This window comes from Bradyrhizobium sp. WSM471, assembly GCF_000244915.1.
GTDB lineage: Bacteria > Pseudomonadota > Alphaproteobacteria > Rhizobiales > Xanthobacteraceae > Bradyrhizobium.
Map to the genome: position 1 here is coordinate 596,338 of NZ_CM001442.1, position 12,159 is coordinate 608,496.

The window sequence follows — 12,159 nt, forward strand, 5'->3', positions numbered from 1 at the left end:
GGGGCCACCTCGTGCATGTTACATTGCGGTCATGACCATTGATGTCGTCGACCTCCGCGAGTTCTACTCCCGTCGCCTCGGGATTGTGGCGCGGCAAATGATCAATCGCGGCATTCGGGAGCGCTGGCCGCGCGTCGACGGCCAGCGGGTGCTCGGCTTCGGCTATCCCACGCCCTATCTCGGGTTGTTCCGCGAGGACGCGGAGCGCTGCATCGCCTTCATGCCGTCGGCCCAGGGCGTCCTGAAATGGCCGACGGGACGGCCGGCACTCGCCTCGCTGGTGGATGAGTTCTCGCTGCCGCTTCCCGACGCCGCGGTCGATCGCATCCTGCTGGTCCACGCACTGGAGATGTCGGACGATCCGGCCGCGCTGCTGCGCGAGGCATGGCGCGTGCTGTCGCCGTCCGGTCGCGTGATTGCGGTCATCCCGAACCGGCGCGGGGTGTGGACCCGCACCGACAGCACGCCGTTCGGTCACGGCCGGCCCTATTCGCGCTCGCAGATCACCGACCTGTTGCGTCAGACCTGGTTCACCCCGACGGCCTGGGGCGAGGCGCTGTTCATGCCGCCCTATGCCGGCGGCTGGGTGCTGAAATCCGCACAGATGTGGGAGCGGGCCGGCGCGGCGCTGTCGCTGCCCTTCGCCGGCGTGCACATCGTCGAGGCGACCAAGCAGGTCTACCGCGCGATCCCCGCCAAGCGCGAGCGGGCGCGGCTGATACCCTCGCTGGCAAAGCCGGTGCTGGTACCGTCCTCGACGACGGCGACGCGCGGCTAAAAACAAATCGTCCCGGACATGCCGGGACGATTCAATTCACGTCAGGTATCTGGCGCAGGATGTCCGGCGAAAGGCTTACTCGCCGGGAGCCACTTCGTCGCTCGAAGCGGCCGGAGCGGCTTCGCGCTCGGGGCGCGGGCCATTCGGCCGGCGGCGCCGCCGCGGAAAGCGCTCGCCACCACCACCCTCGAAGCCGGCCTGGCCGGGCGCGCCACCGCTCACCTGCGGCTGCGGGCCGGTGATGAAGGACGGCAGGCGATCGACGCTGACGGCGTCGGCCACGACGGGCTGGGGCTGGTTCAGCGGGAGCGGTTGCGGCTGGGGCTGATATTGCGGCTGCGGGCGATGGTCGCGTTCGCGATGCTCGCGCGGCTGCTGGTTGTCGCGCTGATAGTGGTTGTCGCGAGGCTGATGATCACGCGGTTGATGATCGCGCGGGCCGTCGCGGTCGCGCGTGAAGGGCTGCGGTGGCGGCTGTGGGACAAAACCCGGCTCCTGGCCGAAATTCGAGAAATTCTCGCCATCGTCCTCGCCGTCGTCGCCACTGCTATTGCTGATGGGCTCGTCGCCGCGTGGCTGCTGGTTCTGCCGGAACTGTTCTTGAGCCGTCGCGATCAGGCGAAAATAATGCTCGGCATGCTGGTAGTAGTTCTCGGCCGCAACGGGGTCTCCGGAGGAGCGCGCGTCGCGCGCGAGCTGGAGATACTTTTCAGCAATATGCGAAGCCGTGCCGCGGATCTTGATGTCGGGTCCGTTGGACTCGTAGACCCGGGTCATCGGGTTCTGGCCGCGCCGGTTATTGTTGTTGTTATTGTTATTGTTATTATTATTGTTGCGGTTGCGCATCCGCTGCTTGTTCTGACCGTTTCTCATGTCCTGCCTTTAATTCCAGCCCTAAAGGTTGCACGCATTACTGATTGCCGAGAGTGACCTGATGACAGCGGTTCACATCGCTTGCGCGCAACCGCACGCAAGAGCGGATTGATCCCTGCCGATGTTCGTCGACCGTCGCGTTCAACAAAAGACGCGTTCCCCACCGCCAGCATCCATCGCCAGCGAACCCATTCATATTGCCTGCCGAAACAAGCCCTGCTTTGTTGCGTAAGTCTTCAAGCGCAATATCAGGCTTTCGTTCACGTTGCGGTCGGTAAGCAGCGCAGCTCAAATGGCCATCGCGCTCAACAGGACCTGCGGCTTGGAACCATTATCAGTAAGCTCTCGCCCGAGAGCCCGGCTTTCGCCCGTAGGTCTACGGGGCCGGCACCGATGTGTTGATCGGAAGGTAGTCGTTCCCAAGGGATATTCCAAGAGGTTTTTTGCAGCCCAATCCGGCTTTTATGGGGGCATTTTCCGGGCCGAAACCGCCCGCGGGATGCCCGCCAGATCGGCCTTGGGCGGCCTGTCCACGACCAACGCGGCAGCAATCATCAAGGTTTCAATATTCCGGGCCTGGCCCTGTCCGGCCTCGACGATCAGTGCTCCGCCGGGGGCGAGACGTTCGGTCGCCTGCGGGATCAGGGCACGATAGGCGTCGTAACCGTCATTGCCACCGTCGAGCGCCAGATGCGGATCGTGCTCGCGCACCTCGATGCTCAATTTCGGAATTTCGGCCGACGGGATGTAGGGCGGATTCGACACGACGAGGTCGAACGGGCCGCGGAGCGCCGTTGCGTAGGAGCAGGCGACGAAGCAGGCGCGGTCGGCGAGGCCCAGAGCCGCGGCGTTGTCTCTGGCGGTCTTGAGCGCGGTCAGGCTGAGATCGGTGCCGACGCCGAAGGCGCCGGGAATTTCGTGCAGCAGCGCGAGCAGGATGGCGCCGGAGCCGGTGCCGATATCCGCGATGCGTATCTGATGGGAGGCTTGCCGCTCGCGAAAGATTTCGAGCGCCAGTTCGACCACGGTCTCGGTATCGGGACGCGGCACCAGCGTTGCTTCCGACAGACGAAACGGCAGGCCCCAGAATTCACGCGTGCCGAGAATGCGGGCGACCGGCTCGCCGGCGATGCGGCGCCCGGCATATTGCGCGAGCCGCGACGTCTCGGTTTCCGTAAGCAGGCGGGCGGCCTGCGCAATGAGGCCTGTGAGATCAAGTCCGAGTGCTGCGCCGAGCAGAATACGCGCGTCGAGCTCGGCTTCTTCGAGCTGCGCCGATCTCAGTTGCGCGGCGAGCGCGCGCCGCGCGCTCTCGACGGATAATGCGGTGAAGGGATTGCTCACGCGCCGGTCACGCCGCGGCGCCCTGAGCGGCGAGCTGCGCGGCCTGGTGCTCGGTGGTCAGCGCGTCGGTCAGTTCGCCCAGCGCTTCGCCCGCCATCACCTGCGGCAGCTTGTAGAGCGTCAAATTGATGCGGTGATCGGTGACGCGTCCTTGCGGAAAATTGTAAGTGCGGATGCGCTCGCTGCGATCGCCGGAGCCGACCTTCTCCTTGCGCTCGGCCGAGCGCGCCGCGTCGAGGCGTTGCTGCTCGGCGTCGTAGATGCGCGAACGCAGGATGTTCATGGCGGAAGCGCGATTCTTGTGCTGCGAGCGGCTGTCCTGCATCATCACCACGATGCCGGTCGGGATGTGGGTGATGCGGATCGCCGATTCGGTCTTGTTGACGTGCTGGCCGCCGGCGCCTCCGGCGCGCATGGTTTCAATACGCAAATCATCGTTCCGGATCTCGACGTCGACCTCCTCGACCTCGGGCATCACGGCGACGGTGGCGGCGGATGTGTGGATGCGCCCCTGCGTCTCGGTGTCCGGCACGCGCTGCACCCGGTGCACGCCGGACTCGAATTTCAGCTTCGAGAACGCGCCGCGGCCCTGGACCTCGGCGATGATTTCCTTGTAGCCGCCGACGCTGCCCTCGCTCGCCGAGATCACCTCGACCTTCCAGCCCTGCAGGGCCGCGAAGCGCTCGTACATCCGGAACAAATCGCCGGCGAACAGCGAAGCCTCGTCGCCGCCGGTTCCGGCGCGGATTTCCAGCACCACGTTGCGGTCGTCCATGGCGTCCTTCGGCAGCAGCGCGACGCGGATCTTCTGGACCAGTTCCTCGATCTTCGGCGTCAGCTCGTCGCGCTCGGCTTCTGCCATGGCGCGCATCTCGGCATCGGTCGCGGTATCAGCGATCAGTGCCTCGGTGTCGGCGAGCTCCTTGACCGCCGATCGATAGGTTTTGACCGCTTCGATCAATGGCGTGAGCTCGGCGAGCTCACGCGTGATCTGCACATAGCGTTCGGAGGCGAGCTGACCGAGCGATTCGGCCTCGAGCGAGGCGTGATGCGCGAGCAGGACGTCCAGTTTGGCTTCGGGGAGTGACGACATCGGTTCAGTCTCTAAATGCGGAAAAGGGCGAGGCGGCAGGAGGGGGCGAGAGGCCCGCTACAACGCCAGGCCTTCGGCCTCGGCAAATTCCGTCAGCTTCTGCCGGATCGAGACGCTGCCGGCGGGCGCGTCCAGCAACGGGCCGAGCATCGCTTCGGCCTTCTTGGCGTCGAGATCGAGCACCATGGCCTTGACCGGGCCGAGCGCGGTGGCCGAGAGCGACAGCGAGCGATAGCCCATCGCGATCAGCGCCAGCGCGCCGATCGGTTTCGACGCCATCTCGCCGCAGAGCGACAGCGATTTGTTCGCGGCTTGCGTCTTGTGTGCGATGTCGCGCAGCGCGCGCAGGATCGGCGCCGACATGGTGTCGAAGCGCTCGGAGACTTTTGCGTTGCCGCGGTCGACCGCAAACAGGAACTGGAATAGATCGTTGGATCCGACCGAGATGAAGTCGACCTTCTTCAGGAGTTCGTCGAGCTGATAAAGCAGCGCCGGCACCTCGACCATGGTGCCGATGTCGATTCTTTCAGGCAGCGTGTGGCCGTGCTGGCGCAGATAAGTCAGCTCGCGTTCGACCAGCGCCTTCGCCGAATCAAATTCACCCACCTCCGAGATCATCGGGAACATGATGCGCAGCGCGCGGCCGCCGCCGGCGCGCAGCAGCGCGCGGATCTGGCCGCGCAACAGGCCGGGACGGTCGAGGCCGAGCCGGATCGCGCGCCATCCGAGCGCGGGATTCTCCTCGATCACCGCCTCCATGTAAGGCAGCGCCTTGTCGCCGCCGATGTCGAGGGTGCGGAAGGTGACGGGTTTGGTGCCGGCGGCATCCAGCACGGTGCGATACAGCGCGAGCTGGTCGCTGGTGCGCGGCAGGCTCTGGCCCACCATGAATTGCAGCTCGGTGCGGAACAGGCCGATGCCGGCGCTGCCGGTGTCTTCGATGTGCGGCAGGTCGATCGCGAGACCCGCATTGATCATCAGCTCGACCTTCTGGCCGTCCTTGGTGACGCAGGGCCGGTCGCGCAGCGCCAGATACTGCGCCTGGCGGCGGGCGCGGAAGCGCACGCGCTCCGCGAAGGCGGCTTCGACCTCCTGCGATGGGCGCACATAGATCATGCCGGAGGTGCCGTCGACGATGACGGCGTCGCCGGGATCGGCGATACCAGGCGCGTTCGGGACTTCGCCGACCGCGGGAATGCCGAGCGCGCGCGCCACGATCGAGACGTGGGAATTGGCGGTGCCTTCTTCCAATATGATGCCGCGCAGGCGCTTGCGATCGTAGTCGAGCAGCGCCGCCGGGCCCATCGCGCGCGCGATGACGATGGCATTGTCGGGCAATTGTTCGCGTGACGGCGCGTGATCCTGGCCGACCAGCTGCCGCATCAGGCGATAGCCGAGATCCTCGAGATCATGCAGCCGGTCGCGCAAATAGGGATCGGTCGAGCGCAGCATGCGCGCGCGGGTGTCGGATTGCACACGCTCGACGGCGGCTTCCGCCGTGAGACCGGTGGCGACCGCCTCGTGCAGCTTGTGCGACCAGCCCTGGTCGTTGGCGAACATGCGGTAGGCTTCCAGCACCTCGCGATGCTCGCCGCCCTCGGCGACGTCGCCGCGCTCCAGCATGCGGTCGAGATCGGCGCGCAGCTTGGCCAGCGCGGTGTCGAGCCGCTTGATCTCCTTCGGCAGGTCCTCGGCGATGTAGTCCTTGATGACCACGCGCGGCTCGTGCAGCACGACATGGCCGAGTGCGATGCCTTCCGACAGGATGGCGCCGACCTTCTGCGCCGAATGGCGCGCCGCGGGCTCATGGCCTGGCTGGGCCAGCGCAGACAGCTCGCCGGAGGCGATCAGCTCCGCCAGCACCATCGCGGTGGTCTGAAGCGCCTCGAGCTCCTCCTCGACATAGTTGCGCTTGGCGCGGTTCTGCACCACCAGCACGCCGAGCGTGTTGCCAGCGCGCAGGATCGGCACGCCGAGAAAGGAGTGGTAGATCTCTTCGCCGGTCTCCGGGCGGAACGAGAAGGCCGGATGGCTCTGCGCGTCGTTCAAGTTGAGAGGGGTTGCCTCGCTGGCGACCAGGCCGACAAGGCCCTCATGGGCGCTGAGCACGGTGTGGTGCACCGCCTCGCGGTTGAGACCTTCGGTGGCATAGAGCTCGAGCGTGTTGTCGACGCGCAGCACATAGACGGAGCACACCTCGGCCACCATGTTGGCCGCGATCAGCACCACGATCTTGTCGAGCCGCTCCTGGGCCGAGACCTGCTCCGCCATGGTTTCGCGGAGCCGTCTCAACAAGACGCGGGGACCTCCCGACGCGCTCCGCATGAACCGTCAATCTCCTCCGTCTGCCGGGGCCGAAAGGACCCGCGGCGGCTCGCCCAGAAATCCAGAAAAACAACAAATTTGCTCGTCCGGCGCCAGCCCCGGCGGTTGCCTGGGCCGAATCAGCACCGCCTCAACTGGGGCACAGTTTCCGGCAGCCCACCCTGTTCGCCGTATAGCGAATTGGGGCTTGTTTTGCCAAGCAAAACGCCTGCCAAACGCGAAAGTGTGGAGACCTCAGCGTTTGCTGCGACCGCTAAGAGAAAATTAGCCTAAGCCTGATCGAGACCGTAGAGCGTGTGCAGGGTGCGCACCGCAAGCTCGGTATAGGCGGTGTCGATCAGAACCGAGAATTTGATCTCGGAGGTTGTAATGGCCCGGATGTTGATATTCCGTCCCGCGAGGGCCGAGAACGCCTGGGCGGCAACGCCGGCATGGCTGCGCATGCCGCTGCCGATCACCGAGATCTTGGCGACGTCGGTCGCGGTGTCGAGCCGGGCATAATTGATCTGGCTCTTGGCCGCGGTGATCGTCTCCTTGGCCCTGGTGTAGTCGGCGGCCGGGACCGTAAAGGTGAGGTCGGTGGTCTTGCCGTCCTCGGAGACGTTCTGCACGATCATGTCGACGTTGATGTTGGCATCCGCGAGCGGGCCGAAGATCGACGCCGCCACGCCGGGCTTGTCCTCGATCTGGCGTACCGAGATCTGGGCCTCGTCCTTCGAAAAGGCGATGCCGGTGACGACGTGGCTTTCCATGATCTCCTCCTCGCTGCAGATCAGCGTGCCGGGCGGCTGGTTGGCATGCGGATCGATATCCTCGGGCTTGTCGAAGCTCGAGCGGACGAAAATCGGCATGTTGTGGACCATGCCGAGTTCCACGGAGCGGACCTGGAGCACCTTGGCGCCCTGGGAGGCCAGTTCCAGCATGTCTTCGAACGCGATCTTGTCGAGTCGGCGCGCCTTCGGCACGATTCGCGGATCGGTGGTGTAGACACCGTCGACGTCGGTGTAGATGTCACAGCGGTCCGCCTTGACGGCGGCGGCGATCGCCACGGCCGAGGTATCGGAGCCGCCGCGGCCGAGCGTGGTAATGCGGTTGGTCTCGGGGTTGATGCCCTGGAAGCCGGCGATCACGGCGACTTCCTTGCGCTCCCTGAAGCGCTTGATGATCTCGCTGCCGTCGATGCCCTCGATCCGGGCCGAGGCATGGGCGTCGCTGGTCTTGATCGGGATTTGCCAGCCCTGCCAGGAGCGGGCCTGGATACCCATGCCCTGAAGCACGATGGCAAGCAGGCCGGACGTCACCTGTTCGCCCGAGGCGACCACGGCGTCGTATTCGCGCGCGTCGTGCATCGGCGAGGCCTCGGTGCACCAGGCCACCAGCTCGTTGGTTTTACCGGACATCGCCGAGACGACCACGGCCACTTCATGGCCGGCGTCGACCTCACGCTTCACATGGCGTGCGACGTTGCGGATACGTTCGATGTTGGCGACGGATGTGCCGCCGAATTTCATCACGAGGCGGCTCATGACGACGCGTGCATTCCCTCATAAGGATAAGTATGGTGACCCGCGCTGGACGGGTGCCTGCGATACCGACCGCGCGTATACAGAGGGGCGGGGCCGGGGGCAAGCGGGTTCCTGGGCGGGCCAATCCGGGCAATGGGTTAATCGAGGTCATGGCGCGTTATATCGACGAGATCCTGCAACCGGGCGAGCGGGTACTGTATTCGACCAATGCGCACTGGATCTTCTATTTGCCGGCGATCCTGGCCTGGATCGTGGCGCTGGCCCTGTTCGTCCTGTCACGGCAAACCATCGTCGAGGGGCTCGTGCTGCTCTGCCTCGTCGCGGCCGGCCTGGTGGCTCTGGCGGCGCTGTACTGGACCGTGAAGGGCTGGTTCCATCGCTTTACCACCGAGACCGACGTGACCAATTTGCGGATCGTGCACAAGACCGGCTTCATCAAGCGCCGCACCTTCGAGATGGCGCTGGACAAGGTCGAGAGCGTCGATGTGAATCAGACCATTCTTGGACGTATTCTCAACTATGGCGATGTCACCATCAATGGCGTGGGGGAAGGTCGCGAAACCATCCGGACCATCGCCTCGCCGCTCGCCTTCCGCAGTTCGATCACCACGCGGTAGGACCGCGCGCAACCCATGAGCATGCAGCAAAATACTTCCGCTACCGCAAGCCCGCAGCCGGGCTCGACCGTCGACGCCGCCGAGATCGCGAAATTCTCAAAACTTTCAGCCGAGTGGTGGGACCCCAACGGCAAGATGGCGCCGCTGCACCGGATCAACCCGCTGCGGCTCGGCTACATCCGCGATGCCGCCTGCCGCAAGTTCGAGCGCAACGCGCGCAGCCTCAACTGCCTCGGCGGTCTGCGCGTGCTCGACATCGGCTGCGGCGCCGGCCTGCTCTGCGAGCCGCTGTCGCGCCTGGGTGCGCAGGTCATCGGCGTCGATCCGTCGGTCAGCAACATCGCGGCCGCGAAGCTGCATGCCGACAAGGCGCATCTCGCGATCGACTATCGCTGCACCACGGTCGAGGAGATCGACCCGCGCGAGCGCTTCGACATCGTGCTGGCGATGGAGGTGGTCGAGCACGTCGTCGACGTCGGCGTTTTCCTGAAGCGCTGCGCCGCGATGCTGAAGCCAAACGGGTTGATGGTGGTCTCGACGCTGAACAGGAACTGGAAGAGCTTTGCGCTCGCCATCGTCGGCGCCGAATACGTCCTGCGCTGGCTGCCGCGCGGCACCCACGAGTGGAACAAGTTCGTCACCCCCGACGAGCTGACGAAATACCTGCTCGACAATCGCCTAGTCATCACCGAGCAGACGGGCGTCGTCTACAGCCCCTTCGCCGACAAATGGACCCTCTCGTCAGACATGGACGTGAACTACATGGTGGTGGCGGAAGGCATGGTGTGAGGCGTTGCTGCTTCCAAACATCCGGCGTCGTCCTGGCGAAAGCCAGGACCCATTATACCCCAGGGTCTAGTTAGGCGAAGGCTGATAACCACGAGTCTTCGCCAAATCACTCCTTGGGGTAATGGTCCTGGATCTGCGCTTCGCTTGCCCAGGACCACACTGAGTTTGTCAGGCAAGCATCGCACCCATGACATCCGCGTGATTGACCTGCTTGAGCGCGAGCGGCACGTTGACATCAACGTCCTGTTCCTCCCACCGCCATCCCACCCATGTTCACCATCGCCAGCCTCTGGATTCCCTTCACCGTCATTGCCGCGCTTGGCCAGGTCGCGCGCAATGCGATGCAGCGGTCGCTCACGAAGCCGCTGGGGACCTGGGGCGCAACCAATATCCGCTTCCTGTTCGGCTTTCCGTTCTCGCTGCTGTTTCTCGCGGTGGTGCTGGTCGCCACCGGCGATCATCTCGACATGCCGCCTGGTGTGTTCTGGCCGTGGCTCCTGCTCGGCGCGCTCAGCCAGATCGTCGCGACCGGCCTGATGCTGCTCGCCATGAACGACCGCTCCTTCGTGGTGACGACGGCCTATTTGAAAACCGAAGCGATCCAGACCGCCATCTTCGGCTTCGTCTTCCTCGGCGATCATCTGACATGGCTGAAGGTGCTGGCGATCGTGATCGCGACAATCGGCGTCGTCATCACCGCGCTGCGGCCCGGCGGCGAGAAGAGCTTTGCCGAATTGAAACCGACGATCACCGGTCTCGTCGCGGCCGCGGCCTTCGCGCTCTCTGCGGTCGGCTTCCGCGGCGCCATCATCAACGTGCCCGATGTCTCGTTCGTGACGGCGGCATCGTTGACGCTGGTGCTCGGCCTGTTCGTGCAGACGCTGATCCTGACGATCTATCTGCTCTGGCGCGCGCCGAACGTGCTTCAGGCGATCTTGGGGCTTTGGAAGCCATCGCTGCTCGCCGGCTTCATGGGCGCCTTCGCCTCGCAGTTCTGGTTCCTGGCGTTCGCGCTGACCGCCGCCGCCAATGTCCGCACCCTCGCCTTGATCGAGGTGCTGTTCGCGCAAGCCGTGGCGTATTACTCGTTCAAGCAGCCGATCGCGCCGCGAGAGATTATTGGCATCGCGCTGATCGTAATCGGCGTCGCGGTGCTGGTGGGAGTCTAGTTCCTATCTTCCGGCAGCGTCGGCAGCGGCGACACCTCGATGCCTTCGTCGATCAGCGACTTGGCCTCGTCCGGCGAGGCCTCGCCGTAGATCGGGCGGTGCTCCTTGTCGCCATAATGCATTGCGCGGGCTTCGGTGGCGAATCGCTCCCCGACATTGTCGGCGTTCTTCACGATGTGATCACGCAGCTCCTTGAGCTTGGCACGCAGCTCGCGCTCCTGCGCCATCAACAGCGAAGTCGGTGCGGATTGCGAGGCCTCGGGCGCGGTCGTCGTGGCAGTGGGCTCAGGCGGCGGCGTGGCGCGTCCGCGGCCCTTCTTGCCGACGATGCGCGGCGCCATGATCGCCTTGTCGACCTTGGCCGAGCCGCAGATCGGACAGGTCACGAGCTTGCGCTTCACCTGCTGGTCGTACGCGGACGAGCTCTGGAACCAACTCTCGAAGTCGTGGCTCCGGTCGCAGCGGAGCGCGTAGCGGATCATGCCGATCCCCGCACCAGGTGCAGGTGGTCCGGCCCCGCCTTGGGGTCGGCGACGCCGAAGCGGCGGCCGTGCTGGAGTGAGGGGATCGCGCGGCGCGCGGTCTCGACCTTGGCCGGATCGATTTTTGCCATGATGATGCCGGGTTCGACATCGCCTTCGGCGAGGATCTCGCCCCAGGGATCGATGATCAGCGAATGGCCATAGGTCTCGCGCTTGTTCTCGTGCAGGCCTGCCTGCGCCGCGGCGAAGATGAAGCAACCGGTCTCGATCGCGCGCGCGCGCAACAATACGTGCCAATGCGCCTCGCCGGTCTTGCGGGTGAAGGCCGAGGGTACCGTGATGAAGTACGCGCCGCTTTCGGCCAGCGCGCGGTAGAGCGCGGGGAAGCGGACATCGTAGCAGATCGTCAGGCCGACGCGGCCCCAGGGCAGGTCGGAGATCACGGCCGTCTCGCCCGGCTGGTAATTGGCGGATTCGCGATAGCTCTCGCCGTCCGGCAGCTCGATATCGAACATGTGGATCTTGTCGTAGCTCGCGAGCACATTGCCCTCGGGCCCGATCAGGAACGAGCGGTTGACCGCTTTCTCGTCCGAAAAGCGCAGCGCCAGCGAGCCGACATGGATGTGGATCTTCAGTTCGGCCGCGAGCGCCCGGTACGCCCTCAGCGAGTTGTCGTCGTCCTGGCTCTGGAGGTGCTCGAACAGGGCCTTGCGGTTGAGCTGCATCATGTTGCTGACTTCGGGCGTCTGCACGTAGTCGGCGCCATTGGCCGCAGCCTGGCGGATCAGCCTGGTGGCCTGCTCGAGGCTCGGCCCGGGCATCAGGCCGGTGCGCATCTGCACCATCGCCGCCGTGAAGGTCCTGTTGTCGCTCATGACTCCGCCTTGACGCTTTCGAGCATGCCGTCGAGCTTGCCTTCGCGATCGAGTGCGTAGAGCTCGTCGCAGCCGCCGACATGGGTTCCGCCGATCCAGATCTGCGGGAAGGTGGAGCCCTCGCCGGAGCGATCGTACATCTCCTGGCGCCAAGACGGGTTCTTGGCGATATCGAACTCCGTGAAGGTCGCCTTCTTGCGGGTCAGCAGCGACTTCGCGGCGGAACAATAGCCGCAGCCCGGCCTCGTGTAGATCTCGACAGCAGCGGTCATGGTGTCTGGCGCTCTC

The 12,159-nt window shown here is 65.0% G+C and carries 12 protein-coding genes; 4 read left to right on the forward strand and 8 right to left on the reverse strand.

All coding sequences use genetic code 11. The features are described from left to right. Nucleotides 1-31: 31 nt before the first annotated feature. Nucleotides 32-778: a class I SAM-dependent methyltransferase gene (locus BRA471DRAFT_RS02800; RefSeq protein WP_007599158.1), complete on the forward strand. Its 747-nt coding sequence runs from the start codon at nt 32-34 to the stop codon at nt 776-778. Nucleotides 779-853: 75 nt separating this feature from the next. Here BRA471DRAFT_RS02800 and BRA471DRAFT_RS02805 read toward each other — a convergent pair whose 3' ends face one another. The 5 genes from BRA471DRAFT_RS02805 to BRA471DRAFT_RS02825 form a co-directional block, all read right to left on the reverse strand. Beyond that, complete coding sequence (locus tag BRA471DRAFT_RS02805; protein ID WP_007604537.1) at nt 854-1,651, reverse strand: DUF4167 domain-containing protein; 798 nt, start codon at nt 1,649-1,651, stop codon at nt 854-856. Nucleotides 1,652-2,113: 462 nt separating this feature from the next. Beyond that, nucleotides 2,114-2,995: a peptide chain release factor N(5)-glutamine methyltransferase gene (gene prmC, locus BRA471DRAFT_RS02810; RefSeq protein ID WP_007604538.1), complete on the reverse strand. Its 882-nt coding sequence runs from the start codon at nt 2,993-2,995 to the stop codon at nt 2,114-2,116. A 7-nt stretch (nt 2,996-3,002) separates the two neighbouring features. Next, nucleotides 3,003-4,088, reverse strand: a complete 1,086-nt coding sequence (gene prfA / locus BRA471DRAFT_RS02815; RefSeq protein WP_007604539.1) for a peptide chain release factor 1 — start codon at nt 4,086-4,088, stop codon at nt 3,003-3,005. A 57-nt stretch (nt 4,089-4,145) separates the two neighbouring features. Beyond that, nucleotides 4,146-6,413 carry a phosphoenolpyruvate--protein phosphotransferase gene (gene ptsP, locus BRA471DRAFT_RS02820; protein WP_007604540.1) on the reverse strand — a complete coding sequence of 756 codons (2,268 nt, stop codon included), beginning with the start codon at nt 6,411-6,413 and terminating at the stop codon, nt 4,146-4,148. Nucleotides 6,414-6,682: 269 nt separating this feature from the next. Further along, nucleotides 6,683-7,939, reverse strand: coding sequence for an aspartate kinase (locus BRA471DRAFT_RS02825; RefSeq protein ID WP_035973494.1), 1,257 nt, complete (start codon nt 7,937-7,939; stop codon nt 6,683-6,685). Between the two features lie 149 nt (nt 7,940-8,088). On the opposite strand from BRA471DRAFT_RS02825, the gene BRA471DRAFT_RS02830 reads away from it, so the two are divergent. The 3 genes from BRA471DRAFT_RS02830 (at nt 8,089) to BRA471DRAFT_RS02840 (ending at nt 10,514) form a co-directional block, all read left to right on the forward strand. Continuing rightward, nucleotides 8,089-8,556, forward strand: coding sequence for a PH domain-containing protein (locus BRA471DRAFT_RS02830; protein WP_035973495.1), 468 nt, complete (start codon nt 8,089-8,091; stop codon nt 8,554-8,556). A 15-nt stretch (nt 8,557-8,571) separates the two neighbouring features. Then, a complete protein-coding gene (gene ubiG, locus BRA471DRAFT_RS02835; protein ID WP_007604545.1) occupies nt 8,572-9,345 on the forward strand; it encodes a bifunctional 2-polyprenyl-6-hydroxyphenol methylase/3-demethylubiquinol 3-O-methyltransferase UbiG in 774 nt (257 codons plus the stop codon). 269 nt (nt 9,346-9,614) lie between these two features. Next, entirely contained in the window at nt 9,615-10,514 is a 900-nt protein-coding gene (locus tag BRA471DRAFT_RS02840; protein WP_007604547.1) for an EamA family transporter, read from the forward strand. Here BRA471DRAFT_RS02840 and BRA471DRAFT_RS02845 read toward each other — a convergent pair. The 3 genes from BRA471DRAFT_RS02845 to grxC are packed head-to-tail and all read right to left on the reverse strand — an operon-like array spanning nt 10,511 to nt 12,143. Continuing rightward, a complete protein-coding gene (locus BRA471DRAFT_RS02845) occupies nt 10,511-10,996 on the reverse strand; it encodes a DUF1178 family protein (protein WP_007604548.1) in 486 nt (161 codons plus the stop codon). The genes BRA471DRAFT_RS02840 and BRA471DRAFT_RS02845 overlap by 4 nt on opposite strands. Beyond that, nucleotides 10,993-11,871 carry a carbon-nitrogen hydrolase family protein gene (locus tag BRA471DRAFT_RS02850; protein ID WP_007604550.1) on the reverse strand — a complete coding sequence of 293 codons (879 nt, stop codon included), beginning with the start codon at nt 11,869-11,871 and terminating at the stop codon, nt 10,993-10,995. The genes BRA471DRAFT_RS02845 and BRA471DRAFT_RS02850 overlap by 4 nt, the downstream gene beginning before the upstream one ends. Continuing rightward, complete coding sequence (gene grxC / locus BRA471DRAFT_RS02855) at nt 11,868-12,143, reverse strand: glutaredoxin 3 (RefSeq protein WP_007604552.1); 276 nt, start codon at nt 12,141-12,143, stop codon at nt 11,868-11,870. Before grxC ends, BRA471DRAFT_RS02850 begins: the two co-directional genes overlap by 4 nt. Nucleotides 12,144-12,159 lie beyond the last annotated feature (16 nt).